This is a genomic window from Nonomuraea sp. NPDC049624 (assembly GCF_040675255.1).
GTDB lineage: Bacteria > Actinomycetota > Actinomycetes > Streptosporangiales > Streptosporangiaceae > Nonomuraea.
Map to the genome: position 1 here is coordinate 385750 of NZ_JBFAOR010000001.1, position 25764 is coordinate 411513.

At 70.0% G+C, this 25764-nt stretch carries 29 protein-coding genes; 5 read left to right on the top strand and 24 right to left on the bottom strand.

Annotated features, from left to right (window positions below; genetic code table 11):
* Nucleotides 1-3: 3 nt before the first annotated feature.
* From nuoK to AB0J76_RS02195, 14 genes are all read right to left on the bottom strand, one after another.
* Nucleotides 4-300, bottom strand: coding sequence for an NADH-quinone oxidoreductase subunit NuoK (nuoK, locus tag AB0J76_RS02130; protein WP_352322504.1), 297 nt, complete (start codon nucleotides 298-300; stop codon nucleotides 4-6).
* Nucleotides 297-1079, bottom strand: a complete 783-nt coding sequence (locus AB0J76_RS02135) for an NADH-quinone oxidoreductase subunit J (RefSeq protein ID WP_352322505.1) — start codon at nucleotides 1077-1079, stop codon at nucleotides 297-299. The genes nuoK and AB0J76_RS02135 overlap by 4 nt, the downstream gene beginning before the upstream one ends.
* Nucleotides 1072-1587, bottom strand: a complete 516-nt coding sequence (gene nuoI / locus AB0J76_RS02140) for an NADH-quinone oxidoreductase subunit NuoI (RefSeq protein ID WP_352322506.1) — start codon at nucleotides 1585-1587, stop codon at nucleotides 1072-1074. The genes AB0J76_RS02135 and nuoI overlap by 8 nt, the downstream gene beginning before the upstream one ends.
* Nucleotides 1574-2878, bottom strand: coding sequence for an NADH-quinone oxidoreductase subunit NuoH (gene nuoH, locus AB0J76_RS02145; RefSeq protein WP_352322507.1), 1305 nt, complete (start codon nucleotides 2876-2878; stop codon nucleotides 1574-1576). The genes nuoI and nuoH overlap by 14 nt, the downstream gene beginning before the upstream one ends.
* Complete coding sequence (locus AB0J76_RS02150; RefSeq protein WP_352322508.1) at nucleotides 2875-5262, bottom strand: NADH-quinone oxidoreductase subunit G; 2388 nt, start codon at nucleotides 5260-5262, stop codon at nucleotides 2875-2877. Before AB0J76_RS02150 ends, nuoH begins: the two co-directional genes overlap by 4 nt.
* Nucleotides 5259-6551 (bottom strand): NADH-quinone oxidoreductase subunit NuoF, encoded by a 1293-nt coding sequence (gene nuoF, locus AB0J76_RS02155; protein WP_352322509.1) that lies wholly within the window; start codon nucleotides 6549-6551, stop codon nucleotides 5259-5261. Before nuoF ends, AB0J76_RS02150 begins: the two co-directional genes overlap by 4 nt.
* Nucleotides 6548-7204 (bottom strand): NADH-quinone oxidoreductase subunit NuoE, encoded by a 657-nt coding sequence (gene nuoE / locus AB0J76_RS02160; protein WP_352322510.1) that lies wholly within the window; start codon nucleotides 7202-7204, stop codon nucleotides 6548-6550. The genes nuoF and nuoE overlap by 4 nt, the downstream gene beginning before the upstream one ends.
* Nucleotides 7201-8526 (bottom strand): NADH-quinone oxidoreductase subunit D, encoded by a 1326-nt coding sequence (locus tag AB0J76_RS02165; RefSeq protein WP_352322511.1) that lies wholly within the window; start codon nucleotides 8524-8526, stop codon nucleotides 7201-7203. The genes nuoE and AB0J76_RS02165 overlap by 4 nt, the downstream gene beginning before the upstream one ends.
* Nucleotides 8523-9128 (bottom strand): NADH-quinone oxidoreductase subunit C, encoded by a 606-nt coding sequence (locus AB0J76_RS02170; RefSeq protein WP_352322542.1) that lies wholly within the window; start codon nucleotides 9126-9128, stop codon nucleotides 8523-8525. Before AB0J76_RS02170 ends, AB0J76_RS02165 begins: the two co-directional genes overlap by 4 nt.
* A 98-nt stretch (nucleotides 9129-9226) precedes the next feature.
* Nucleotides 9227-9778 carry an NADH-quinone oxidoreductase subunit B family protein gene (locus AB0J76_RS02175; RefSeq protein WP_352322512.1) on the bottom strand — a complete coding sequence of 184 codons (552 nt, stop codon included), beginning with the start codon at nucleotides 9776-9778 and terminating at the stop codon, nucleotides 9227-9229.
* A 2-nt stretch (nucleotides 9779-9780) separates the two neighbouring features.
* Nucleotides 9781-10176 (bottom strand): NADH-quinone oxidoreductase subunit A, encoded by a 396-nt coding sequence (locus tag AB0J76_RS02180; RefSeq protein ID WP_352322513.1) that lies wholly within the window; start codon nucleotides 10174-10176, stop codon nucleotides 9781-9783.
* A 64-nt stretch (nucleotides 10177-10240) separates the two neighbouring features.
* Nucleotides 10241-11494, bottom strand: coding sequence for a geranylgeranyl reductase family protein (locus AB0J76_RS02185; protein ID WP_352322514.1), 1254 nt, complete (start codon nucleotides 11492-11494; stop codon nucleotides 10241-10243).
* 183 nt (nucleotides 11495-11677) lie between these two features.
* Nucleotides 11678-11791: a DUF397 domain-containing protein gene (locus AB0J76_RS02190; RefSeq protein WP_352322515.1), complete on the bottom strand. Its 114-nt coding sequence runs from the start codon at nucleotides 11789-11791 to the stop codon at nucleotides 11678-11680.
* A gap of 425 nt (nucleotides 11792-12216) precedes the next feature.
* On the bottom strand, nucleotides 12217-12933 hold the full coding sequence (locus AB0J76_RS02195; protein ID WP_352322516.1) for a demethylmenaquinone methyltransferase: 717 nt from the start codon (nucleotides 12931-12933) through the stop codon (nucleotides 12217-12219).
* 196 nt (nucleotides 12934-13129) lie between these two features.
* On the opposite strand from AB0J76_RS02195, the gene AB0J76_RS02200 reads away from it, so the two are divergent.
* A complete protein-coding gene (locus tag AB0J76_RS02200; protein WP_352322517.1) occupies nucleotides 13130-14335 on the top strand; it encodes a hypothetical protein in 1206 nt (401 codons plus the stop codon).
* On the opposite strand, the gene AB0J76_RS02205 is transcribed toward AB0J76_RS02200, so the two are convergent.
* Entirely contained in the window at nucleotides 14332-14550 is a 219-nt protein-coding gene (locus AB0J76_RS02205) for a DUF4229 domain-containing protein (protein WP_352322518.1), read from the bottom strand. The genes AB0J76_RS02200 and AB0J76_RS02205 overlap by 4 nt on opposite strands.
* Before the next feature lie 256 nt (nucleotides 14551-14806).
* Between AB0J76_RS02205 and AB0J76_RS02210 the strand changes: the two genes are divergently transcribed.
* Nucleotides 14807-15028, top strand: a complete 222-nt coding sequence (locus AB0J76_RS02210; protein WP_026214226.1) for a BldC family transcriptional regulator — start codon at nucleotides 14807-14809, stop codon at nucleotides 15026-15028.
* A 165-nt stretch (nucleotides 15029-15193) separates the two neighbouring features.
* Here AB0J76_RS02210 and AB0J76_RS02215 read toward each other — a convergent pair whose 3' ends face one another.
* Both AB0J76_RS02215 and AB0J76_RS02220 read right to left on the bottom strand, forming a co-directional pair.
* Entirely contained in the window at nucleotides 15194-15436 is a 243-nt protein-coding gene (locus AB0J76_RS02215) for a hypothetical protein (RefSeq protein WP_352322519.1), read from the bottom strand.
* A gap of 10 nt (nucleotides 15437-15446) precedes the next feature.
* Nucleotides 15447-16424, bottom strand: a complete 978-nt coding sequence (locus AB0J76_RS02220) for a hypothetical protein (protein ID WP_352322520.1) — start codon at nucleotides 16422-16424, stop codon at nucleotides 15447-15449.
* Between the two features lie 123 nt (nucleotides 16425-16547).
* Between AB0J76_RS02220 and AB0J76_RS02225 the strand changes: the two genes are divergently transcribed.
* Complete coding sequence (locus AB0J76_RS02225) at nucleotides 16548-16835, top strand: PLDc N-terminal domain-containing protein (RefSeq protein WP_352322521.1); 288 nt, start codon at nucleotides 16548-16550, stop codon at nucleotides 16833-16835.
* On the opposite strand, the gene ccsA is transcribed toward AB0J76_RS02225, so the two are convergent.
* From ccsA to AB0J76_RS02250, 5 genes are all read right to left on the bottom strand, one after another.
* Nucleotides 16832-17791, bottom strand: a complete 960-nt coding sequence (ccsA, locus tag AB0J76_RS02230; RefSeq protein WP_352322522.1) for a cytochrome c biogenesis protein CcsA — start codon at nucleotides 17789-17791, stop codon at nucleotides 16832-16834. The genes AB0J76_RS02225 and ccsA overlap by 4 nt on opposite strands.
* The gene (locus AB0J76_RS02235) at nucleotides 17781-19343 is read right to left on the bottom strand and encodes a cytochrome c biogenesis protein ResB (protein ID WP_352322523.1); all 1563 of its coding nucleotides are present in this window, start codon (nucleotides 19341-19343) and stop codon (nucleotides 17781-17783) included. Before AB0J76_RS02235 ends, ccsA begins: the two co-directional genes overlap by 11 nt.
* On the bottom strand, nucleotides 19343-20065 hold the full coding sequence (locus AB0J76_RS02240; protein ID WP_352322524.1) for a cytochrome c biogenesis protein CcdA: 723 nt from the start codon (nucleotides 20063-20065) through the stop codon (nucleotides 19343-19345). Before AB0J76_RS02240 ends, AB0J76_RS02235 begins: the two co-directional genes overlap by 1 nt.
* Complete coding sequence (locus AB0J76_RS02245) at nucleotides 20058-20621, bottom strand: TlpA disulfide reductase family protein (protein WP_352322525.1); 564 nt, start codon at nucleotides 20619-20621, stop codon at nucleotides 20058-20060. Before AB0J76_RS02245 ends, AB0J76_RS02240 begins: the two co-directional genes overlap by 8 nt.
* 71 nt (nucleotides 20622-20692) lie before the next feature.
* Nucleotides 20693-21331 (bottom strand): histidine phosphatase family protein, encoded by a 639-nt coding sequence (locus AB0J76_RS02250; protein WP_352322526.1) that lies wholly within the window; start codon nucleotides 21329-21331, stop codon nucleotides 20693-20695.
* Nucleotides 21332-21572: 241 nt separating this feature from the next.
* On the opposite strand from AB0J76_RS02250, the gene AB0J76_RS02255 reads away from it, so the two are divergent.
* Nucleotides 21573-22433 carry a DMT family transporter gene (locus AB0J76_RS02255; protein ID WP_352322527.1) on the top strand — a complete coding sequence of 287 codons (861 nt, stop codon included), beginning with the start codon at nucleotides 21573-21575 and terminating at the stop codon, nucleotides 22431-22433.
* 55 nt (nucleotides 22434-22488) lie between these two features.
* On the opposite strand, the gene AB0J76_RS02260 is transcribed toward AB0J76_RS02255, so the two are convergent.
* Complete coding sequence (locus AB0J76_RS02260) at nucleotides 22489-23409, bottom strand: LysR family transcriptional regulator (RefSeq protein ID WP_352322528.1); 921 nt, start codon at nucleotides 23407-23409, stop codon at nucleotides 22489-22491.
* Nucleotides 23410-23592: 183 nt separating this feature from the next.
* On the opposite strand from AB0J76_RS02260, the gene AB0J76_RS02265 reads away from it, so the two are divergent.
* Nucleotides 23593-24492 (top strand): EamA family transporter, encoded by a 900-nt coding sequence (locus AB0J76_RS02265; protein WP_352322529.1) that lies wholly within the window; start codon nucleotides 23593-23595, stop codon nucleotides 24490-24492.
* On the opposite strand, the gene hemL is transcribed toward AB0J76_RS02265, so the two are convergent.
* Complete coding sequence (gene hemL / locus AB0J76_RS02270; protein WP_352322530.1) at nucleotides 24434-25723, bottom strand: glutamate-1-semialdehyde 2,1-aminomutase; 1290 nt, start codon at nucleotides 25721-25723, stop codon at nucleotides 24434-24436. The two genes, AB0J76_RS02265 and hemL, sit on opposite strands and share 59 nt — an antisense overlap.
* Between the last annotated feature and the right edge of the window lie 41 nt (nucleotides 25724-25764).

Below are 25764 nucleotides of genomic sequence, written 5' to 3' on the forward strand. Positions count from 1 at the left end.
CTCTTAGTACTTCAGCAGGTTGGCGTCGTCGACGGACGCGGACCTGCGGGTTCGGAAGATCGTCACGATGATGGCCAGGCCGACGACGACCTCGGCCGCGGCCACCACCATCACGAAGAACGCGATGATCTGGCCCTCCAGGTTGCCGTTCTGCCTGGCGAAGGTGACGAACGCGAGGTTGCAGGCGTTGAGCATGAGCTCGACGCACATGAACACCACGATCGCGTTGCGCCTGATCAGCACGCCGAGCGCGCCGATCGCGAACAGCACACCCGACAGGATCAGGTAGTGGGTCGTCACTTGGTCACCTCGTTGGTCGTCTCCTCGGCGTCATCCTCGGCCGTGTGCCTGATGGCCTCGGCGAGCTTCGGGTCCTCGGGGAGGTGGCCGTGCTCGACGTCGTAGCGGGCGATGTAGCGGTTGACCGACGACTCCGCGACCGAGCCGTCGGGCAGCAGCGCCGGCATGTCGATGGCGTTGTTCCTGGCGTAGGTGCCGGGGCCGGGCAGCGGCGAGGGACGCTCGCCGAGGAACCGGGCGCGCGAGAGGTCCTTCTGCGTGGCCTTCTCGGTGAACTTCTCCCGGTGCGCCAGGACCATCGCGCCCAGGGCGGCGGTGATCAGCAGGGCCGAGGTGACCTCGAACGCGAAGACGTACTTGGTGAACAGCAGCAGCGCGATCGAGCGGACGTAGCCGCCCTGCGCCGTGGCCTGCGCCAGGCCCGCCTCACCGGAGAAGATCGCGTTCCCCACCGCCAGGATGATCAGGACGGCGAAGCCGAGGGCCGCGAGGGCGCCCCAGAAGCGCTGACCCCGCAGCGTCTCCACGAAGGAGTCGGAGGAGTCCACGCCCACCAGCATGAGCACGAACAGGAACAGCATCATGATGGCGCCGGTGTAGACGATGATCTGCACCGCGGCGAGGAAGGGCGCGTCCTGGACGGCGTAGAGCACCGCGAGGCAGAGCATCACGGTGCCGAGCATCAGCGCCGAGTAGACGGCCTTCCTGTTGAAGACCATGCCGAGCGCCGCGCCGACCGATACGACGGCGAGAACCCAGAATGTGATGGTCTCACCCATTGGTTCGTCCCAGCCGGTAGTAGTCCTCTTCGGTCTCGCCGAGCCGCATCGGGTGGGGCGGCTGCTCCATGCCCGGCGTCAGGTCCGCGAGGAGCATCTCCTTGGTGTAGATGAGGCTCTCGCGGCTGCTGTCGGCGAGCTCGTACTCGTTGGTCATGGTGAGCGCGCGGGTCGGGCAGGCCTCGATGCACAGGCCGCACAGGATGCACCGCAGATAGTTGATCTGGTACGTGCGCCCGTAACGCTCACCCGGCGAGTAGCGCTCCTCGTCGGTGTTGTCCGCGCCCTCGACGTAGATCGCGTCCGCCGGACACGCCCACGCGCACAGCTCACAACCGACGCACTTCTCCAGCCCGTCCGGCCAGCGGTTGAGCTGGTGACGACCGTGGAAGCGAGGAGCCGTCGGCTTCTTGACCTCCGGGTAGTTGGTCGTGACGGGCTTCTTGAACATCGTGTGGAAGGTGACCCCGAAGCCCTTGACGGGGTTCAGCCAATCAGTTAGTCCCACTGGGAATCTCCTTGTGCTGCACCCCGTGGTAGTGCGGCAGATCGAGCGGCGGCACAGGGAAGCCGCCGGCCGTCGGCTCGTCGGACAGTTGCTCGAACTCGGCCTCCACCTCGGCCTTGCGCGCCTCCTTGCGCCGCTGGTTGACGGTGTCGAACCGCATCCAGATGGCCAGCGCGCCGACCACGATGACCGCGCCGATCACGATGCCGACCGTCTTGTTGCCCTCGTTGACGACCACGTTGCGAGCCGCGGCGACGAGCAGGATCCAGGCCAGGTTCACCGGGATCAGCACCTTCCAGCCCAGGGACATGAGCTGGTCGTAGCGCACGCGCGGCAGCGAGGCACGCACCCACACGATGAAGCTGAAGGTCAGCACGAACTTGATGAAGAACCACAACACCGGCCACCAGCCCGTGTTGGCGCCGTCCCACAGGGAGATCGGCCACGGGGCCCGCCAGCCGCCCAGGAACAGGGTGACCGCGATGCCCGAGGCGGTGAAGGTGTGCAGGTACTCGCCCATCATGATGAGGGCGAACTTCAGGGACGAGGAGTACTCGGTCTGGAAGCCGCCGACCAGCTCACCCTCGCCCTCGGGGAGGTCGAACGGGATTCGGGCGGCCTCGCCGAACATGCAGATCACGTAGATCACGAACGACGGGATCAGCAGGAAGACGAACCAGCCCTGCTCGCCCTGCGCCTTGACGATCTCGGAGGTGGACAGCGTCCCGGCGAACAGGAAGATCGCCACGAACGACAGGCCCATCGCGATCTCGTACGAGACCACCTGCGCCGCCGACCGCAGACCGCCCAGCAGCGCGTACGGCGAGCGCGACGACCAGCCGGCCAGCACCACGCCGTAGACCGAGATGGCGCCCATGGCCAGCATGAACAGCACCGCCACCGGCAGGTCGACGAGCTGCAGCGGCGTCTGGACGCCGAACAGGTTGACCATCGGCGCGAACGGCACGATCGAGAAGGCCAGGAACGCCGGCACGACCATGATCACGGGGGCCAGCAGGTAGAGCACCTTGTCCACGGTCCGCGGGAAGATGTCCTCCTTCAGACCCATCTTGATGCCGTCGGCCACCGACTGCAGCAGACCGAACTTGCCGGCCCGGTTGGGGCCGTAGCGGTGCTGCATCCGCGAGATCAGCTTGCGCTCGTACCAGACGCCGAACAGGATGCCCAGCATCAGGAAGGCGAACAGCATCACGGCCTTGATGATGGTGATCCACAGCGGGTCCTTGCCGAAGTCGGCAAGGGTGGGATCGGCCGCGAGAACGTGGGTCATGATGCGCTCCCGATCGTGACGATGTCGCCGGCCAGCGCGCGCAGGTCGCGCGTGACCGAGCAGCCGCCGGAGTTCGCCGGCACCCAGACCACCCGGTCGGGCAGGTCGGCGACGCGGACCGGCAGCGTGACCGCGTTGGGGCCGGGGCCGCCGACGACGAGCTTGTCGCCGTCGATGACGCCGATCTCGGCCGCCGTGGCCGCCGACACCAGCGCCTCGGTGGCACGGGCGGTGCCGGCCAGGTACGGCTCGCCGTCCTGGAGCCTGCCCTCGTCGAGCAGCAGGTGCCAGGTCGCCAGCAGCGCCTCGCCGGCCGCCGGGGCGGCCTGGGCGCGGGTGGCGGTGCTCGGCGCGGCGACGCGGACCCCGCGCCAGGCGCCGAGGCTGGCCAGCTCACGCCGGACGGCCTTGGCGTCCGGCAGGCCGAGGTGCACGTCCATGCGGTCGGCGAGGTTGCCGATGACGGCCAGGTCGCTCTGGATGCCGGGCACGCGCAGCGGCGCCTCGAACGAGCGGCCCCTGCCCTCCCAGTTGACGAACGTGCCGCTCTTCTCCTGCACCGCCGCGACCGGCAGCACCACGTCGGCGCGGTCGGTGACGGCGCTGGCGCGGATCTCCAGGCTGACGATGAACGGCGTGTTCTCCAGCGCCTCCAGCGCGGCGGCGGGGTCGGCCAGGTCGTGCGGGTCGACGCCGGCCACGACCAGCGCGTCGATCTCGCCGGCGCGGGCGGCGGCGAGGATGCCGTCGGTGTCGCGGCCGGGCACGGCGGGCAGCGAGCCCACGTTCCAGACCCTGGCGACCTCGGCCCTGGCGGCCTCGTCGGCCACGGGACGGCCGATCGGCAGCAGGTTGGGCAGCGCGCCGGCTTCGAGCGCACCGCGCTCACCGGCCCTGCGCGGCACCCAGCCCAGCCGGACGCCGGAGCCGGCGCCGAGACGGACCAGGGCCGACAGCGCGCCCGGCACGGTGGCCAGCCGCTCGCCGGCCAGCACGATCGTGCCCTCGGCCAGCGTGCCGACCAGGTCGCCGATCGCGTCGGCCTCGGCGCCCGGGGCGGTGGCGATGAGCGTGCCGCCCATCTTGGCCAGCCCGGCGGAGGCGAACGGCGCGATCGCGGTGACCTTCAGGCCCTTCTTCTGCCACGCCTTGCGCAGGCGCAGGAAGACGATCGGCGACTCCTCCTCGGGCTCGAACCCGACGAGCAGCACGGCCGGAGCCTTCTCGAGGTCGGTGTAGCTGATCTCGATGCCCTTGCCGGCGACCGCGTGCGCCAGGAACTGCGCCTCCTCGGCGGAGTGCGGGCGGGCGCGGAAGTCGATGTCGTTGCTGCCCAGCGCGACCCGGGCGAACTTGCTGTAGGCGTAGGCGTCCTCGACCGTGACCCGGCCGCCGACCAGCACGCCGGCTCGGCCGCGGGCGGCGGCCAGACCCTCGGCGGCGACCGCCAGCGCCTCCGGCCACGAGGCGGGCACGAGCACGCCTTCCTCGTTGCGCACCAGAGGCGTCTTGAGCCGGTCGGGCTGGGTGGCGTAGGAGAAGGCCCAGCGGCCCTTGTCGCAGTTCCACTCCTCGTTCACCTGCGGGTCGTTGCCCGCCAGGCGGCGGGTCACCCGGCCGCGCCGGTGGTCGGTGCGCAGGGAGCAGCCCGACGCGCAGTGCTCGCACGCGCTGGGCGTGGAGACCAGGTCGAACGGGCGCGCCCGGAACCGGTAGGCCGCGCCGGTGAGCGCGCCGACCGGGCAGATCTGCACCGTGTTGCCGGAGAAGTAGGAGTTGAACGGCTTGCCGTCGGCGACCCGGACCTGCTCCTTGGCGCCGCGCTCGAAGAACTCGATGAGCGGGTCGCCGGCGATCTGGTCGGAGAAGCGGATGCAGCGGGCGCACTGGACGCAGCGCTCACGGTCGAGCAGCACCTGCGTGGACAGCGGCAGCGGCTTGGGGAACGTGCGCTTCTGCTCCTGGAACCGCGACTCGCCCTGGCCGTTCGACATGGCCTGGTTCTGCAGGGGGCACTCGCCGCCCTTGTCGCAGACCGGGCAGTCGAGCGGGTGGTTCATCAGCAGCAGCTCCATGGCCCCGCGCTGCGCCTTCTCGGCGACCGGCGAGGTGAGCTGGGTCTGCACGACCATGCCCTCGGCGACCTCGATCGCGCAGGACGGCTGCGGCTTGGGGAAGCCGCGGCCGTTGCCCGCGTCGGGGATGTCGACGAGACACTGGCGGCAGTTGGCCGCCGGGTCGAGCAGCGGGTGGTCGCAGAACCGGGGGATCTGGATGCCCAGCAGCTCGGCGGCCCTGATGATCAGGGTGCCCTTGGGGACACTGACCTGGAACCCGTCGATGGTGAGGGTCACCAGGGTGGTTTCTGTTTCTACGACGGTCACTGCTCACCCCAGAGAGTGGACTTCTTCGGGTCGAACGGGCAGCCGCCGATCTCGAAGTGCTTGAGGTACTCCTCGCGGAAGTACTTCACCGAGGAGTGGATCGGGCTGGTCGCGCCGTCGCCGAGGGCGCAGAACGAGCGGCCGAGGATGTTGTCCGCGATGTCGGTGATCGTGGACAGGTCCTCCTCGGTGCCCTGGCCCTTCTCCAGGCGCTTGAGCACCTGCTTGAGCCAGTACGTGCCCTCGCGGCACGGCGTGCACTTGCCGCAGGACTCGTGGGCGTAGAACTCGGTCCAGCGCAGCACCGTGCGGACCACGCAGGTGGTCTCGTCGAAGATCTGCAGCGCGCGGGTGCCGAGCATCGAGCCCTTGGCGCCGACGGCCTCGAAGTCGAGCGGCACGTCGAGGTGCTCGTCGGTGAAGATCGGCGTGGACGAGCCGCCCGGGGTCCAGAACTTGATCTGGTGCCCCTCGCGGATGCCGCCGGCCATGTCGAGCAGCTCGCGCAGCGTGATGCCGAGCGGGGCCTCGTACTGGCCGGGCCTGGTGACGTGGCCGCTGAGGGAGAAGATGCCGAAGCCCTTGGACTTCTCGGTGCCCATCGAGGCGAACCAGTCGGCGCCGTTGCTGATGATCGAGGGAACACTGGCGATCGACTCGACGTTGTTCACGACAGTCGGCGAGGCGTACAGGCCCGCCACGGCCGGGAACGGGGGCTTGAGTCGCGGTTGACCTCTGAAGCCCTCCAGCGAGTCGAGCAGCGCCGTCTCCTCGCCGCAGATGTACGCGCCGGCGCCGCTGTGCACGACGAGTTCCAGGTTGTACCCGGAGCCGAAGATGTCCTCGCCCAGGAAGCCCTTCTCGTACGCCTCGCGCACGGCCGCGTGCAGCCGGCGGATGACGTGCAGCACCTCGCCGCGCACGTAGATGAAGGCGTAGTTGGCCCTGATCGCGAACGCGGTGATGATGACGCCCTCGACCAGCGAGTGCGGGTTGGCCATCATCAGCGGGATGTCCTTGCAGGTGCCCGGCTCCGACTCGTCGGCATTGACGACGAGGTAGTGGGGCTTGCCGTCGCCCTGCGGGATGAATCCCCACTTCATGCCGGTGGGGAAGCCCGCGCCGCCGCGGCCGCGCAGGCCGGAGTCCTTGACCGCCTGGATGACGGCGTCGGGGTCCATGCCCAGCGCCTTCTTGGCCGCCTTGTAGTCACCGCCGTAGCCGTCGAGGGTGAAGGAGTCGGCCTGGTCCCAGTTGGCGGTCAGGACCGGGGTCAGTGTGGTGCTCATGCCTCGGGGGCCTTCCATCCGTTGGCCTTGGCCACCTTCAGGCCCTCCAGCGAGGGGCCGGCGGCCGACGGGCCGTCGCCCGCCAGGTCGTCGGGCAGGCCCGCGAGCACGCGCGAGGCCTCCTTGAAGGTGCAGAGCTTCTTCGGTCCGCGGGTCGGCCGCACGTCCTTGCCGTCACGCAGGTCGTCGACGAGCTGCTTGGCCGAGGCGGGGGTCTGGTTGTCGAAGAACTCCCAGTTGACCATCATGACCGGGGCGAAGTCGCAGGCCGCGTTGCACTCCAGGCGCTCCAGCGAGATCTTGCCGTCGCCGGTGGTCTCCTCGTGGCCGACGCCGACGTGCTCGGACAGCTCGTCCCAGATCTGGTCGCCGCCCATGACGGCGCACAGCGCGTTGATGCAGACGCCGACGTGGTAGTCGCCGGCCGGCTTGCGCTTGTACATCGTGTAGAAGGTGGCCACGCCGGTGACCTCGGCCTTGCTCAGGCCCAGCATCTCGGCGCAGAACTCCTTGCCGTCGTCGGAGACGTAGCCGTCGGCCGACTGCACGAGGTGGAGCAGCGGCAGCAGGGCGGACCGCGTCTTGGGGTAGCGGCCGATGATCTCCTTGGCGTCCTGTTCGAGACGCTCGCGGACTTCCGGTGAATAAGTCACCGGTCCACACCTCCCATGACGGGGTCGATAGAAGCCACCGCGGCGATCACGTCGGCGACCTGGCCGCCCTCCGCCATGGCGGGGAAGCCCTGCAGGTTGCAGAAGGAAGGCTCGCGGAAGTGCACGCGGTACGGGCGGGTGCCGCCGTCGCTGACGACGTGCGCCCCGAGCTCGCCCTTGGGCGACTCGATGCTCGCGTACGCCTGGCCGGCCGGGACCCGGAAGCCCTCGGTCACCAGCTTGAAGTGGTGGATCAGGGCCTCCATCGAGCTGCCCATGATGTGCGCGATGTGGTCGGGCGAGTTGCCGAAGCCGTCGGGGCCGAGCGCGAGCTGCGCGGGCCAGCCGATCTTCTTGTCCTCGATCATCACCGGGTCGCCCTTGAGCGGGCCGGCGATGCGGTCGAGAGCCTGCTCAATGATCTTGAGCGACTCCTCCATCTCCCGCATGCGCACGAGGTAGCGCGAGTACACGTCGCAGCCGCGCTCGGTGGCGACCTCGAACTCGTACGTCTCGTAGCCGGAGTAGGGCTGCGACTTGCGCAGGTCCCAGGGCAGCCCGGCGGCGCGCAGGATCGGGCCGGTGATGCCGAGCGCCATGCAGCCGGTCAGGTCGAGGTAGCCCACGTCCTTGGTGCGGCGCACGTAGACGGGGTTCTCGTCGAGGAGCTTGCGGATGTCCTTGATCCGCTTGGGCATCTCCTTGAGGAACTCGCCCACCTTGTCGACCGCGCCCGCGGGCAGGTCGACGCTGACGCCGCCCGGCCTGACGTAGGCGTGGTTCATGCGCAGACCCGTGATGTACTCGAACAGGTCCATGATCATTTCGCGGTCGCGGTAGCCGAACAGGAACGGCGTGGTCGCGCCCAGCTCCATGCCGAACGTGCCCATCGCGACCAGGTGCGAGGCGATGCGGTTGAGCTCCATCATCATCACGCGGATGGCCTGCGCCCGCTCGGGCACGCGGTCGGTGATGCCGAGCAGCTTCTCCACGCCCAGGCAGTACGCGGTCTCGTTGAAGATCGGCGAGAGGTAGTCCATGCGGGTCACGAACGTGGTCCCCTGGGTCCACGTCCGGTACTCCATGTTCTTCTCGATGCCGGTGTGCAGGTAGCCGATGACGCTGCGCGCCTCGGTGACCGTCTCACCGTCGAGCGTCAGGACCAGGCGGAGCACGCCGTGCGTGGACGGGTGCTGCGGGCCCATGTTGACGACCAGGCGCTCTTCCTCGGTGTCGCGCGCGCCGCCGACGACCTCGTCCCAGTCTCCGCCGGTGACCGAGTAGACCTTGCCCTCTGTCGCCTCGTCATAAGCGGTGCTCATGAGTAAGACCTCCTCTGGTCCGGCGAGGGGATGGTGGCGCCCCGGTACTCGACCGGGATGCCGCCGAGCGGGTAGTCCTTGCGCTGCGGGTGACCGTCCCAGTCATCCGGCATCATGATCCGGGTGAGTGACGGATGGCCGTCGAAGACGATTCCGAAGAAGTCGTACGTCTCCCGCTCATGCCAGTCATGACCAGGGTAAACGCCCACGGTGGATGGAATGTGCGGGTCGGCGTCCGGTGCGCTGACCTCCAGGCGCACGCGCCTGTTGTGGGTGATCGAGCACAGGTGGTAGACGGCGTGCAGCTCCTCGCCCTTCAGGTGCGGGTAGTGCACCCCGGAGACGCCGAGCGACAGCTCGAAACGCAGGGCCGGGTCGTCGCGCAGCTTCTGGCAGACCTCCACCAGGCGCTCGCGGCGGACGTGCAGGGTCAGCTCGCCGCGGTCGACCACGACGCGCTCGATGGCGTCGTCGAGGGCGAGGGCGTCGACCAGCTCGTCGAAGTAGCCGCCGTACGGGCGGGGCGTGGAGATCTGCGGCGCCCGGCGGACGACGAGACCGCCGTAGCCGGAGGTGTCGCCGGAGTCGTGCGCGCCGAACATGCCGTGCCGGGCGACGGGCGCCTCGGGGACGGCCGGGACCGAGGCGGCCTCGGGGGCCTCCCCGCTCTCCGGGCTCCCGGGAAGGTGGTCGGGCGAGGTCACTTTCCGGCCCCCTGGTCGATCAGCGGCAGCGTGCGCAGCGCCCGCAGTTCGAGGTCCTCGATCTGCTTGGCGCGGTGGGCGCCGAACTTCATGTTCTGGATCTTGTCGTGCAGCTTCACGATCGCGTCGATCAGCATCTCCGGCCGCGGCGGGCAGCCGGGCAGGTAGATGTCGACCGGCACGACGTGGTCGACGCCCTGCACGATGGCGTAGTTGTTGAACATGCCGCCGCTGGAGGCGCACACGCCCATGGCGATGACCCACTTGGGCTCGGCCATCTGGTCGTAGATCTGCCGCAGGACGGGCGCCATCTTCTGCGACACGCGCCCGGCGACGATCATGAGGTCGGCCTGGCGAGGAGACGCCGAAGCGCGCTCCATGCCGAAGCGCGCCAGGTCGTAGTGGGGGCCACCGGTGGCCATCAGCTCGATGGCGCAACACGCGAGGCCGAACGTGGCCGGCCACACCGAGCTCTTCCGCGCCCATCCTGCGGCGGCTTCGACCGTGCTGAGGATGAACCCGCTGGGGAGTTTCTCTTCAAGTCCCATTTTCAGTCCCAGTCCAGACCCTTGCGGCGCCACACGTACGCGTAGGCGACGAGCACGGTGACGATGAACAGCAGCATCTCGACCAGCGCGAACAGCCCGAGGCCGGACGCGATGGTGGTGCCCGCGTCGTTCTTCAGCGGCGCGAAGGAGACCGCCCACGGATAGAGGAAGATGATCTCGATGTCGAACACGATGAAGAGCATCGCGGTGATCATGTATTTGAGCGGGAACCGTCCGCCACCGACCGGCTGGGGCGTCGGCTCGATGCCGCATTCATAGGCGTCAAGCTTCGCGCGGTTCCAGCGCTTGGGTCCGGTGAAGGGAGCGATGGCGACCGAGAAGATCGCGAAGCCCCCCGCGAGAACGGCGAGCACCAGGATGGGCACGTAAAGGTCCATCGCTACGCCTCCTCTGGAGTCGCCGCGCGCGCCGGCGCGCAGCTTGATGTGTCTGTCGTGGGAATCATGCTGGTGGGGCGACCTTCGAGAGAGCGTTGATGATCATGTCGGACGCATCGCCTCGCCGGTCGGTGAGATTACCAAGGAGCTTGAGCGCGAAGCGCATCAGCCTCGGGTGTGGCAGGCCGTGCCTGGTCCCGAAGCTCATCACACCCGGCTTCCCAATCGCCTCGACGAACAACCTCCCCAGGGTGAAGTAGCCGCCGTAGGCGTCCTTCATCACCTGGGGGTAGGTCCTCAGGATCCGCTCGCGCTGTGCGGGAGTGGTGTCCTTGAGTGCCTTCGCGATGATCTCGGCGGCGATCTCGCCGGTCTCCATGGCGTAGGCGATGCCCTCGCCGTTGAACGGGTTGATGGACCCGCCGGAGTCACCCACGAGGATAAGACCCCGCGTGTAGTGCGGCTGCCTGTTGAAGGCCATCGGGAGAGCGGCGCCGCGGATGGGGGCCGTCATGTTCTCCTCGGTGAAGCCCCAGTCGGCCGGCATGGCCCTGCACCAGCGCTTCAACAGGTCGCGGTAGTCGATGTTGCCGAACTGGGCGCTGGTGTTGAGCAGCCCGAGCCCGACGTTGGCGGTGCCGTCGCCGACCCCGAACACCCAGCCGTAGCCGGGGAGCAGGGTGTCGCCGTCCCACAGCTCCAGCCAGGTCTCCAGGTAGTCGTCGTCGTGGCGGGGGCTCTCGAAGTAGGTGCGGACGGCCACGCCCATGGGCCGGTCCTCCCGCTTGTGCAGGCCCATGCCGATCGCCAGGCGGGTGCTGTTGCCGTCGGCCGCCACGACCACCCGGCTGCGGTACGTCGCGCCGTCCTTGGTGCGCACGCCGACGATGTGCCCGCTGCGGTCGTCGAGCACCGGCCCGGTCACGGTGACGCCCTCCATGAGGCGCACGCCGTTCTTGACCGCGTTGGCCGCGACGATCTGGTCGAAGTCCTTGCGGGTGCGGACCAGGCCGAAGTCGGGGAAGCGCTCCAACTGCGGCCAGTCGAGCTCGAAGCGGAGGCCGCCGCCGACGACGCGCAGGCCCTTGTTCCTGATCCAGCCGGGCGCGTCGATGTCGACGCCCATGTTGAGCAACTGCTTGACGGCACGTGGCGTCAGGCCGTCGCCGCAGACCTTCTCGCGGGGGAACCTGGTCTTCTCCAGGAGCAGCACGTCGAGACCGGCCTGAGCGAGGTAAAAGGCGGTTGCGGAACCGGCGGGACCGGCGCCGACGACGATGACGTCGGCGTCAGCCTGTATGGCTGGTGGCACGGTCACTGGACTGTCCTGTCCTACACGCTCGAAGGCCTCGGGGTCTTGCGCCTTCGTTCCTTTGTGAACCCCTTCACAAACTTGTCGGCCCGCAGTCTACTGCTTTTCCTGTACATAGTGGCAGTCGGGGTACGGATCCTGGACACGACAAGGCCCTCCGTCGTCAACGAAGGGCCGGGCACGGGAACGTCAGACTTCGAACTCGGCGTTGCGCACTCCACCGACGAACTCGACGCAGTCGCCGGCGGCCGCGCTGAGACTGCTCCTGCGCCATCCGTCCGGCGAGACAGTGGGACCGCTCATCGGACGGACTACCTCCCGAGTCTCATTGGTCTGGACCAATGACGGTAGCCAACAGAAGATCGGCCGAGCCTGCAAGACACGCCACGATAACCATGCCGTTACGATTGTTGTGCCGTTGGCAGAGCGCGCCCGGCCAAGAAGGCCGTCTTCCTCTTCCTCGGCGAGGGTCACCCTCGCCGGCGGCCCGTCCTGGCCCGGATCCGGCGTTCGGCCGGTGAGCGGGACGCTCGGCGGCGGGCTTGCGGTGGCGGCGGGCTTTCTCCGATCCCTGGATCCCTTCCGAGAAATCGCGAGATATGCCCACAAAGGCCGACGGCAACCGGAAAGAGGCCCTGTCGTCATCCGGCGAGAATTTCCCTCCGGCAAAAGACGGAAAACGATTCCAGGAACTTTCGCCATGACCGCCCGCCCGTGGCCGGAGCGGCTCAGGCGGGCTTGAACGCCCGGTGGACGGCGACGATGCCCATCGTCAGGTTGCGCCAGGCGACCCGCTCCCAGCCGGCGTCGCTGATCGTCCGGGCCAGCGTCCGCTGGTCGGGCCAGTCTCTGATGGACTCGGCCAGGTAGTCGTAGGAGTCGTCGTTGGAGCCGAACACCTTGGCCACCTTGGGCAGGGCCCGCATCAGGTATTCGCGGTAGACCAGGTCGAAGGGCCCGAAGGTGACGTGCGAGAACTCCAGGATCACCAGCCGGCCGCCCGGCCGGGTCACGCGGAGCATCTCGCGCAGCGCCTGCGAGGTGTCGTGCACGTTGCGCAGCGCCACCGAGATCGTCACCGCGTCGAAGACGTCGTCGGCGAACGGCAGCCGCATCGCGTCGCCGGCCACGAAGGGGATGCCGGGCCCGCTCAGCGAGTTGCCGCCGTGCCGCTGCACGCCCGTGCGCAACATGCCGAGGGAGAAGTCGGAGGCCACCGCGCGGGCGCCGAGGCTGGTGAAGCTGTCGGTCGAGGTGCCGGTGCCCGCTCCCAGGTCGAGCACGACCTCGCCGGGCCCCGCGTCGACGGCGGCGGCCACGGCCTTGCGCCAGAGCCTGACCTGCCACAGCGAGGCCACGTCGTTGACCAGGTCGTAGCGCCGGGCGGTGCGATCGAACATCGCGGCGACCTCGTCCGGCTGCTTGTCCAACTGAGCGCGCGTCATGCGGACAAGAGTACTCACGCGGCCAGTGGGGTATTCGCCGGGCGTTACGGCCTTTGACCAGCCCCCACTACGGCCTTTGGCCAGCCGCCACTACGGGCTTTGACCAGCCGCCGCCGGGCCGCCGGCGAGCCAGGCCCTTGCGGCAATTCACGCAAAGTAGCGGCACCGCTACCGAACGTCTGCTAGTTGTTGGTGAATGCTTGCCCGTGTCGCCCTTGCGGCGATCATCGCCTCGGCCCCCGTCGCGCACCCCCGCGTGGTCTCGGCCGACCCGGTCGACAACACCCCCCACGTCCTCGACGGCATCGTCAACGCCATCGCGCTGGTCGGTGGCACCGTCGTCGTCGGCGGCTCGTTCAGCGAGGTCAGCGATGCCGGGCGCACGTACACGCTGCGCCGGGCCAACCTGTTCGCCTACGACCTGGCGACCGGCCGCATCCTGCGCGACTTCGCGCCGTCCGTCGCCGGGCCGGTCTACGGGCTGGCCGCCGGCGACCACGGCACGGTCTACGTGGGCGGCGCCTTCCCCGGCGTCAACAACGTCGGCGCCCGCGCGCTCGCCCGGATCAGCGTCGCCGACGGGCAGCTCGTCGACGGCTTCCTGCCCCGGATCGAGGGCGGCATGGTCACGACCCTGGTCAGGAACGGCTCCAGGCTCTACGTCGGCGGCGACTTCGTCCGGCCGCGCATCGCCCTGGCCGGGCTCGACGCCGCGACGGGCGTGGCCGACCCCGGCTTCGCCGTCACGCCGGGCGAGCCGCTGACGCCCAGGGTGAAGGTCCAGGCCCTCGCCCTGTCGGGCGGCCGGCTGGCGGTCGACGGCTCGTTCACCACGCTCGGCGGGCGGTCCCGGCCGCAGCTCGGGCTGATCGACGTCAGCGGGCCCGTGGCCAGGGTCGCCGACTGGCGGACCGAGGTCTACGCGCAGCGCTGCGCGGAGGCGTTCCCCTCCTACGTGCGCGGCCTCGACTTCGCCCCCGACGGCCGCTCCTTCGTGGTCGTCACGACCGGGGGCCCGAAGGGCCGCATGTGCGACACGGCCGCCCGGTTCGAGACGTACGCCGCAGGCCCGGACGTCAGGCCGACCTGGACCAACGCCACCGGCGGCGACTCGCTCTACGCGGTGGCGGTCACCGGCTCAGCGGTGTACGTCGGCGGCCACCAGCGCTGGCTGGACAACCCGCAGGGCCGCGACTCGGCCGGCCCGGGAGCGGTGCCCCGCGAGGGCATCGGCGCCATTCATCCGCGCACGGGAAAGGCGCTCGCCTGGAATCCCGGCCGTGAGCGGGGCATCGGCGTGAAGGCATTTCTGGCGCACAAGACCGGCCTACTAGTCGGTAGTGACACAACGCGACTCGGACGGGAGTACCATGCCCGGATTGGCATGTTCCCCCTGCCCTAGTCGTCCTGCGGCTCCGGCCGGTCGATCCGGCCGCTGAGGCGGGCGCTGACGGCGTCACGCTGCTTCGACAGCAGCACGTAGCTGGCTATGCCGCTGATGACGAAAGCGGCCGCGAGCAGGAACAGCGGGTTTTGCAGGCCGACGAGGTACAGAACACCCAGGGTCACGACAAACAGGGCGATCCGCGACGCGGTGTAAACGAGAACGGGATGCACACGTTCGAGGTTACTCGTCCCTGCGTAGCGGTCGCTCTTCGCATCGGACGCGAGCGCTGCTACTGTTCCAGTAAGGGTGTTTCGTAAAGAAACACCCACGAGAGCCCCAAAGAGGCTCTATCATATAACAATCGGGCAGTCAGCTGATAACAACCCGTGATCTTTGTCGAAAACCACGGATAAATCAGGCTTCGCTCGACACACTGGTTACCTGTCCGCCCGCTGGCAGGAAGCGGGATGCGAGGGGGAGAGATTGGTGGAGAGTAGCAGCGAGCGTCTGCTGACCCCAGGAGAGGTTGCCGCCCTCTTCCGGGTAGACCCAAAGACGGTTACGCGCTGGGCTGCGGCAGGCCGCATCAGCAGTATCCGCACCCCCGGAGGGCACCGGCGCTTCCGCGAGTCGGAAGTGCACGCCCTTCTTCGAGGCGAGGACGTTCTCACGGCCGACAGGCCAGCAGGTGAGTCCCCGCGCGTGTGACGTTCCGTCTAGTCGGTGATCCTGAGATCCGCCAGGATCACCGCTGGCGGGACCTCAATTCGCCTCATCTCGTGAGGCCGTGAACGAGCATGCCTGCGGGCCACACTTCCCGAGGGCAGGCACGGGGCGGCGCCAACCGCCGACCGTGGCTGGCGTCTGTCCTTCTCAGACGTCCTCCTGGCTGGCCTTGAAGGCCAGGAACTCGCGTTCGAGGTCGTCGTTCTCCTCTTCCCAGCGACTGCGGCGCTCGGCCGCCTCCTCCTCGGTCACCGACTCGGGCAGCCACTTGTCGTAGTCGGGATCGCCGGGCTGCACGTCCACGTACGCGTTGCCGATCAGACGCCCGTCTTCGCTGGTCAGGCTCTGCGGCACGCGCAGGGTCCCGTCAGCGAGCCGGATGACGTACATGGGTGATCACCTAGATTCCGTAGCGCCGGTTGAAGAAGAGCATGACGTCGAGCGCCATCCGTGTGTCGCCGCCGAGCATGTCGACCAGGGCCGGGCGCTGGCGGGCGGCGATGGCGGCGAAGGCGTCGGCGAAGAACTCCTTGCGGCCCAGGCCGTTGCCCTGGCGGTGGAAGGTCGAGGCCAGCTTGGGGAAGGCGTTCTCGTAGAGCCGGACGAACTCCGGCGAGTCCGACACCCATTCGCCGTGGAAGGAGTCCAGGTCGTCGATGGCGTGGCCGACCTCGTGCATCATCACGTCCGGCGTGGGTGAGGGGCGGTCGCCCACCACGATCTTGCGGTCGCCGTACGCGCCGGCGCAGATGTCCCAGGTGGCCCGGCCGGACGGGAGCGGCGCGCCGCGTAAGTAGCCCATGTCGTCGAGGTCGGGGACGCCGCCGGGGCCGACGTAGATGCCTTCGAGGCCGGCGGCCAGCAGCTCCTTCAGCCGGTCGGGCAGCCGGGCCAGGCTCTCCACGGCGCGTACGGCGTCCTTGGAGGGCGGGCCGTGCCGGGCGTCCCACTGGCGGTGGAGGATCTTCTCCAGCTTGCCGCAGTGGCGCAGTCCGTCGCCGATGGAGGGGGCCTCCGGCCTGTTGGGCTGGGCCCTCGGCGGCGTGTCGTCGAGCTCGAAGTCGTACCAGGTGTAGCGGGGGCGTTCGGCGACGGCGGCGGGCAGGCGGGCTGCGCGCTCGCGCAGCGAGAGGCCGTCCCAGGTGACCTCGCGCCGCTGGGGGTCGCCCGGACGGGCGAACCGTTCCGGCTGCTGCTCCCTGCGCCGCTCCGCGCCCTTGAGCTGCTCTCTTGGGACCTCGGGGCGGCTCTCCCTCCGCCGGGACCAGAAGGAACGGTCCGCGTCCGGAGGAGCCTCGTCACGCCGCGAGAAGAGGTACGACCCGCGGCGCCACCAACGGCCGCGCCGATGTCGGCCCTTGTCGTGAGAAAAGGCCATCGCACCCCTTCACGCCGCTTCCATGGCGAACCGGGTTCCACGGTACGACGCTGATCTTCCCTAGTCATCCGAAACGGGACATCGTCCGACACGATCACGTCGCGGATGGCTTACAGTTCGGGCATGGCAGGTGTTCTGATCGGCCTGGCGTTGCTGGCCTTCTGGCTCTTCTCGCTCTTCGACGTCATCACCGCACCCGAGGAAGAGGTCCGGAACGTACCAAAGGCGCTGTGGGTCCTCATCGTCGTGCTGGTCCCGCTGCTCGGCGGCGTGATCTGGATGCTGCGCGGGCGGCCCAGGGCCGAGCGCGACCCGTGGCCGGTGCCGCCGGGCCCGGGCGCGCCGAAGGGCCCGGACGACGACCCCGACTTCCTGAGAGATCTCGACCGGCGGATGCGCGGCGAGGACTAACCGCTGACGTCGGCGTAGCTGTGCAGGCCGGAGATGAAGATGTTGACGCCGACCAGGTTGAAGATCAGGCACCCGAACGCCAGCAGCTGCACGATCATGGCGGCCCTGCCCCGCCAGCCGGCGGTCACCCTGGCGTGCAGGTAGGCCGCGTACGCCACCCAGGTGATGAACGACCAGACCTCCTTGGGGTCCCAGCCCCAGTAGCGGCCCCAGGCGCGGTCGGCCCAGAGCGCGCCGGCGATGACGGCGAACGTCCACAGCGGGAAGGCCAGCACGATCGCGCGGTGGGCCACCCGCTCCAGGTCGTCGCGGCTGGGCAGGCGCGACAGCCCCTCGCCGCGCACCAGGAACAGCACGCCCGACACGCCGGCCAGCGTGAACAGCCCGCTGGCCAGGATCGCCGCGGTGACGTGGATCGCGATCCAGTACGAGTTCAGCGCCGGCACCACGGGACCGGCCGCCGTGTAGAGCACCTTGACCGCGAACCCGAGCCCGAGCGTGGCGGCGATCATGACGAACGCGCCCAGGAACCGCACGTTCTGGCGGACCTGGGTGAACAGGAACGCGGTCACGGCGGCGAAGCAGATGGCCACCACGAACTCGTACATGTTGCCCCACGGCCACCGGCCGACCGCCAGGCCGCGGGTGATGATGGCGCCGAGGTTGGCGGCCCACCCGATCCAGGCCAGCACGAGCGCGACCCGCCCGGCCCTGGCCCCGCCCGCCATGACGGGCACGGGCTCGGCGACGGGCGCCTCGGCCTCGGTGGCGGCGTCGCCGTCGGAGGGGGCGCCGACCGTGACGGGCTGCCGGGCGGCCCGCTTCACGGCCGCCTTGCCCAGGACGGCCCTTCCGAAGGCCAGCTCCATCGCGAAGCCCACCATGGCGATGATGTAGAGCAGGACGGCGCCGACGACGAAGTTGTCGCTCAGCCCGGCCAATTGCTCAGCGGACATGCTGTTCTCCTGCTGATAGAGCCTTGACGATCTCGGCGAACTCCTCGGCGAAGCCCGCCGCGGAGCCCTCGGTACGGGTCAGGCCGCCCACGTCGACCCGCCCTTCCCTGACCCGCACCCAGACGCGCCGGCGGCGGATCATCAACGACAGCGCGATGGCGACCACCGCGACGGCAGCGGCGACCAGCGCGGGCACCCGCCCGGGGTCGTAGGCGGTCTGGAGCGTGATCCACTCCTTGACGCCGGTGAACTCCAGCTTCCCCGCGCCGCCGGGCAGCTCGGCGGACTCCCCCACCGACAGCGGCTTGGTCGCGAACGATCCCCGCACCACGGGGACGACCTTGCCGTCGAGCTCGTCCGGCAGGATCTTGTAGACCGACTGCGGCTTGCCCGACCGCATGCCGAGGTCGCCCACGTAACCGCCGAGGAGCTGCACCTGCGGCTGGAGCTCGCCGGGGAAGGCCGAGGCGTAGGTGCCGTCGGTCAGCGGCACGCTGGTGGGCAGGAAACGCAGCAGGAACCCCAGCTGGGACGGCTGCGCGTCGGGCGCCTTGACGACGCACGACGAGGTCAGCGTGGCCTTCTGGTCGATCAGGCAGGCCACGGGCCCTTCGTAGGCGACCTGGCCCTTGCCGTCGGTGACCTTGAAGACGGGCGCGTAGCCGTGGCCGATCAGGTACGTCTGCGTCCCGTCGACCTCCAGCGGGTCGTTGACCTTGAGCTCGTAGTCGCGGGCGGGCGCGCCGGGCCGGTCGTGCACCTTCAGGTAGGCGGAGTAGTCGAGCTCCTGGCCCTTCTTGTCGCCCTCGACCTGGTAGGTGGCCTTGAAGTCGGTCAGCTCGAACGAGAACGGCTGGAGGGACTCGGCCGAGACCTGACTGCCGGGGATGAACCTGTCGTAGGCGGCCACCGTGTTGGCGAAGCCGTCGCCCTCGACGACCAGGACGTTGCCGCGGTAGCCGTACAGGGAGCCGAAGCCGACCGCGAGCAGGATGCCGAGCAGCGCGACGTGGAAGAACAGGTTGCCGGTCTCGCGCAGGTAGCCCTTCTCGGCGGCCACCCAGCCGTCGCCGGTGACGACGCGGAAGCGCATCTTGCGCAGCCGCCCGGCGGCCTCCTCCACGGTGAGGTCGCCCTCGAAGGAGTCGGAGTGCGGCAGCCGGGACAGGTTCTTGGGCGCGGCGGGCGGCTTGCGGCGCAGCTCGCGCAGGTAGGTGGCGGTGCGCGGGATGATGCAGCCGACGAGCGAGGTGAACAGCAGCAGGTAGACGGCGGCGAACCAGACCGAGGTGAACACCTCGAAGAGCTGGAACCGGTCGTACCACTCGGCCAGGGTCGGATTCTGCTGGTAGAGCTGGGCCACCTTGTCGGGTTCGACGCTGCGCTGGGGCACCAGCGAGCCCGGGATCGAGCCGAGCGCCAGCAGGAAGAGCAGGATCAGCGCGGTCTTCATCGAGGTGAGGGTGCGCCAGCCCCACCGGAGCCAGCCGACCGGCCCCATGCCGGCCTGCCGCGGCTCGCGCTCCTCGCGCACCAGCTCGTCGACGCTCATCAGATCACCGGCTCGAACGCGCCGATGAGCCCCTGCATGGCCGCGATCATCGCACCCCACAGTCCGGTGACGAGCAGCAGCCCGACGGCCACCATCATGCCCCCGCCGATCCTGGTGATCAGCCGGGTGTGCCTGCGCACGGCCTGGAACGTGCGCAGCGCCTTGCTGTAGGCCAGGGCGGCGGCCACGAACGGCAGCCCGAGGCCCAGCGCGTAGGCGACGGCCAGCAGGGCGCCGCGCGAGGCGCTGCCCTCGTTGAGCCCGAGCGTGAGCACGACGGCCAGCGTGGGGCCGATGCAGGGCGTCCAGCCCAGGCCGAACACCACGCCGAGCAGCGGCGCGCCGGCCAGGCCCGCGGCCGGCAGCTTGTGGATGCGCACGTCGCGCATCAGGCCGGGCAGCACGCCCAGGAAGGCCAGCCCGAGCAGGATCGTCAGGACGCCGAGCACCCGCGTGATGACCTGGGCGTTGCCCAGCATGATCGAGCCGAGCCCGCCGAACAGCGCGCCGCTGAGCACGAACACCAGCGCGAACCCGGCCACGAACAGCACCGTGCCGAGCACCAGCCGCCCCCGCTTGGGGTCGGCGCTCATGCCCGTGACGTACGACAGATAGCCCGGCACCAGCGGCAGCACGCACGGCGACAGGAACGACACCACCCCGGCCAGCAGCGCGATCGGCACCGCGAGCAGCAACGAGCCCGAGGCGACGACGTCACTCATCGCGCACCTTGGTCACCGTGTTCATCAGGTCGGTGTACTTGACCGCCCCGAGCGCCCTGGCCGCGATGCGCCCCTGCTTGTCGATGACCAGCGTGGACGGGATCGCCGCGGGCGGCACGGTGCCCTGGAAGGACAGCGCGACCTTGCCGGGCTGGTCGAAGATGTGGGAGTAGCCGGTCTGCTCGGTGCGCTCGAAGGCGAGGGCGTCGGCCTGGCGGTCCTTGAAGTCGATGCCGAGGAACTGCACGTCGCCCTTGGTCTTGGCGGCGACCTCCTTGAGCACCGGCGCCTCGGCCCGGCACGGGCCGCACCACGAGGCCCAGAAGTTGATCACCACGACCTTGCCCTTGTGGGCGGCCAGCGAGGCCGTGCCGCCGTCGAGCGTGGGGCCCTCGACCGGCGGGGCCGCCTTGCGGTCGGCGGCGTCGAAGACCTGCATCTTGCCGTCGCCCGCGACGAACCGGGTGTCACCCACCTGGGGTTGCCCGCTCTGGTTGGCCGCGCAGCCCGCGGCCAGCGCGGCCAGGAGAACGAGGGAGATGGACGTCGCGCGCACGGAGGATGATCTCCTTGTACTACAACCGGTAGAGCTTGCAACTCTACCGGCGGGCAGACATGGCCCCGACATCAGGCCCCTGGTACCGACGGCCCCGAACTCAGCGATCCGGCCGGCTCGCTGTAGCCGACGCTGACCAGGCGGTCGCCCTCGAAGGTGAAGGTGGTGAGGCTGGCCAGCGCGCACTGCCTGCGGCGCGGGTCGTGCCAGAGCCGGCGGCCCTCGGCGGCCATCCTGATCGTCCAGATCGGGAGCTGGTGGCTGACCAGCACGGCCTCGTGCCCGCGCGCGGCCGCCCTGGCGTCGTCGACGGCCGCCTTCATGCGCGCCACGATCGCCGGGTACGCCTCACCCCACGACGGGCGCAGCGGGTTCCAGAAATAGCGGTAGTTGCGCGGGTTGCGGAAGATGGCCAGCCCCTGGCCGACCGGACGGCCCTGCAGCATGTTCGCCGCTTCGAGCAGGCGGTCGTCCTCGGTCACGTCGAGGCCGAGCTTGTCGGCGAGCGGGGCCGCGGTCTCCAGCGCGCGTTCGAGCGGCGAGCTGTGGATCGCGACGATGTCGCGGCCGCCGACGGCCTTGGCGACCGTCTCGGCCATGAGCCTGCCGGTGTCGGACAGGTGGTAGCCGGGCAGCCTGCCGTACAGGATGCCGCCGGGATTGTGCACCTCACCGTGGCGCAAAAGGTGGACGACGGTCGTTTCAGCCATGGTGTGCCACAGCCTATCCGTTTCGATGCCGGTCATAGTCAGGGGCTGCCTGGTCCGGCATTTCGCGCGCAGGTATGGTCGGGACGACTGCGCCTAGGGTTCCGCGTCCGGTCCGCCTCCCCCGTCACACAACCAGGGCCGGAAGACAGGTCCGAGCGGCGCCGCGGCCCGCCGGGCCGTACAGCTGACGGGACAAAAGCCTGGAGGCTCCTCTCCGTCACCGCTGGAAGGAGTCGCCCGGATGAGCCCTTGGGCGCTGGTCCTCATTCTCGTCGCCGCCGTCGCGCACGCCACCTGGAACCTGCTGAGCAAGAAGGCGGCCCAGGCCGACGGCATCGTCTTCCTCTGGCTGGTCGGGGTCGTGGCCATGGTGGTGTGGAGCCCGCTGTTCGCGGGGTTCCTGCTGGTCACGGGCGCCCGGCTGTCGTGGGGCGACCTGGCGGTGATCGGCGGCAGCACGGCCCTGCACCTGGGGTACTTCGTGCTGCTCCAGCGCGGCTACGGCGCCGGCGACCTGTCGCTGGTCTACCCCGTCGCCCGCGGGACGGGGCCGATGCTGGCCAGCCTGGTCGCCGTGTTGTTCCTGGACGAGCACCCGGCGCCGGCCGGCGTGGCCGGGATCGTGCTCGTCGGCGTCGGGGTGTTCATGATGAGCGGCGGCGCGGCCGGGCGGGGCGACCTGCGGGGGCTGGCGTCGGGGCTGGTCGTGGGGCTGTTCATCGCCGGGTACACGGTGTGGGACTCGCAGGTGGTCAGCGCGTTCGCGGTGGCGCCGATCATGCTCAACTACCTCGGGGAGGTCGGGCGGGCGCTGGCGCTCACGCCGTTCGTCGCCGGGGCCAGGCGGCGGCTGGTCGGGGCCGTGTGGCGGGAGCACCGGTCGCGGATCGTGGGAGCGGCGTTCCTGATCTTCCTGTCGTACCTGCTGGTGCTGGTCGCGTTCACGATGGCGCCGGTGAGCGTGGTGGCGCCGGCGCGCGAGGTGAGCGTGCTGATCGCGGTGCTGCTCGGCGGGCGGCTGCTGGCCGAGGGCGACCTGCGGCGGCGGCTGCTGGCGGCGGGCGTGATCCTCGGCGGCGTGGTGGCGATCGCGCTCAGCTGAGCGCGGGTCGGGCGGGTGCGCGGCCGGGTGCAGGGCCGGCTGCGCGCCTGGGTGCTCAGTTGACCGCCCAGGCGTTCTCCTGTTCGCGGCTGACGCCGATCAGCGCCTCGACCGTGGCCCTGATCGCGGGACGGCGGGCCGCGTCGGTGCGCCACACCGCGTAGATGCGGCGCGTCTGCCGCGGCATGATCGGCACCAGCCGCACGCCGTCGGGCACGCAGTCGCGGCCCAGGCGCGGCACGATCGCGCAGCCGAGCCCGGCGGCGACCAGCGCGAGCTGGGTGGGGTACTCGTCGGCCATGCACGCGATCTCCGGCTCCAGCGAGGCGTTGCGCAGCGTGAAGACCAGCCAGTCGTGGCAGACCGTGCCGGGCGACGAGCTGATCCACCGCTCGCCGTGCAGCTCGGCCAGCCCCACCTCCCTGCGCCCGGCCAGCGGATGGCCGGCCGGGATGGCGACGTCGGCCACGTCGTCGAGCAGCGTGGCCCTGGACAGGCCCTCGGGCATGGCGATGGGCCGGTTGAGCCAGTCCTGCATCACGCCCAGGTCCAGCTCGCCCCTGGCCACCTCGCGCAGCACCCGCTCCGGCTCGCGCTCGTAGAGCTGCACGTGCAGGTCGGGGTGGTGCCTCTTGAGCTGGACGAGCGCGCCGGGCATCAGGCCGCGGGTCGCGGTGGCGAAGGCGGCGATGCTGAGCCGGCCGACGACCTCGCCGCGCAGCGCCTCGAAGTCCGCCTCCGCGGTCTCGACCAGGGCCAGGATGCGCTCGGCGTGCTCGGCGAGCAGGCCGGCGGCGTCGGTCAGCCGCACGCCGCGGCCGTTGCGCTCCATGAGCCGGGCGCCGGTCTCCCGCTCCAGCTTGGCGATCTGCTGGCTGACGGCCGACGGGGTGACCATGAGGGCGTCGGCCGCCGCGCCGACCGACCCGTACACGTGCACGGCGTGAAGGGCCTTGAGCCGGTTCAGGTCCAACATGTAAGCCAGACTAAAGGGTTTAGCGTAGAAAGTCTCGCTTGTCCTTGTATCTGAAGCAGATGAAAATATATGCATGCGAATCATTAAGAGCAGGAAGCCCGAGACCCGTTCCACCTCGTACCTGAAGGTCCTCGCCGAGCAGGCCCGCGAGCAGCGCAACCGGTACCAGAAGACCCGCTCTGCGTGAGCCCCCGCCACCTCGCCCTAGCCGTCGGCCTCGCGGCCGTGTGGGGCTTCAACTTCGTCGTCATGCAGGTCGGCCTGAAGCACTTCCCTCCCCTGATGTACGCGGGGATCAGGTTCACCCTGGCGGCGTTCCCCGCCCTGCTGATCGTGGGGCGGCCCGGAGTCCCGTGGCGCTGGGTCGCCGGGGTGGCGGCCACTCTCGGAGTGGGTCAGTTCGGCCTGTTGCTGGTGGGCATGCGAGCGGGCATGCCGGCCGGACTGACCTCTCTCGTCCTGCAGATGCAGGCGTTGTTCACCGTGCTGTTCGCGGTGACGCTGCTCGGCGAGCGGCTCACCGCCCGTCGCGTCCTCGGCCTGGCGGTCGCCTTCTGCGGCCTGGCCCTGGTGGCGTTCGACTTCGGGGTGTCCGGCCCGCTGGGCGCGTTCGCCCTGTGCGTGGCCGCCGCCGCGGCCTGGGGGCTCGGCAACGTGGTCCAGCGCAGGGCCGCGCCGCCGGACTCGCTGCGGTTCATGGTCTGGGTGAGCGCCTTCTCGGCGCCGCCCCTCCTGCTGCTGTCGTTGCTGGTCGAGGGGCCGCCCGTGCTGGCCGCCCCCGCCGAGGGCTGGTTGTCGCTGGCCTACGTGGCCTTCGTCTCGACGCTCGGCGGGTTCGGCGTGTGGGGCTGGCTGCTGCGCCGGTACGACGCCTCGACCGTGGCGCCGTACACGCTGCTGGTGCCGGTGTTCGGCATGTCGTCGGCCGCGCTGGCGGCCGGCGAGCCCCTCTCCTGGACCGAGGTCCTGGCCGCGGCCCTCATCGTCGCCGGCGTGCTGTACGCCGGCACCAGACCGCGCCGCGCTACAGAACCGCCGCGGCCGCCTTCGCCGCTGCCGGCAGGGCCTCGCCGATCCGGTTGAGCGCCTCGTCGTCGTGCGAGGCCGACAGGAACCACGCCTCGTACGCCGACGGCGGCAGGTAGACGCCCTGGTCGAGCATCGCGTGGAAGAACGCGGTGAAGGCCGCCGTGTTCTGCGCCTTGGCCTGGTCGAAGTTGCTGACCTCGCCCTCGGCGAAGAAGATCGAGAACAGGCTGCCGGCACGCTGCAACCGGTGGGGCACGCCCGCCTTCGCCAGCGCGTCGGCCGCCGCGTCGCCCACCGCGAGCGCCGCGGCGTCGATGCGCGCGTAGGCGTCGGCGTCGAGGGCGCGCAGGGTCGCCAGGCCGGCGGCGCAGGCCAGCGGATTGCCGGACAGCGTGCCCGCCTGGTAGACCGGGCCCTCCGGAGCCAGGAAGGCCATCACGTCGGCCCGGCCGCCGAACGCCGCCGCGGGCAGGCCGCCGCCCATGACCTTGCCGAACGTCATCAGGTCGGCGTCGACCGGGTCGAGGCCGTACCAGCCGGCCGACGAGACGCGGAAGCCGGTCAGCACCTCGTCGACGATGAGCAGCGCGCCGTTGGCCGTGCACAGCTCGCGCAGCCGGGCGTTGAACCCGTCGCGCGGCGGGACGACGCCCATGTTCGCCGGGCACGCCTCGGTGATCACGCAGGCGATCTCGGCGGCCGCGAACGCCTCCTCCACCGCCTGCACGTCGTTGTACGGCAGCACGATCGTGTCGGCCGCCGACGCCCCGGTCACCCCGGGCGTGTCCGGCAGCCCGAACGTCACCACGCCCGACCCGGCCGAGGCCAGCAGGGCGTCGACGTGCCCGTGGTAGCAGCCGGCGAACTTGATCACCTTGGACCGCCCGGTGAAGCCGCGCGCCAGGCGCACCGCGCTCATCGTCGCCTCGGTGCCGGAGCTGACCAGGCGCACCTTCTCGACCGGCGCCATCCGGGAGACGATCTCCTCGGCCAGCTCGACCTCGCCCGGCGTGGCGGTGCCGTAGGAGAAGCCGTGCGCGACCGCGCCGGAGACGGCCTCGACGACCGCGGGATGCCGGTGGCCCAGGATCATCGGGCCCCAGGAGCAGACCAGGTCGACGTAGCGGTTGCCGTCGACGTCGGTGATGTACGGCCCCTGGCCCGAGGCCATGAAACGCGGCGTGCCGCCCACCGCGCCGAACGCGCGCACGGGCGAGTTGACGCCGCCGGGCACCACTTCCCTGGCGCGGGTGAAAAGACCTTCGGAGTTCTGTGTACGGCTCACCCGACCCAGGTTAGTCCCGCAGGTCCGTGCCCCCGCCGCGG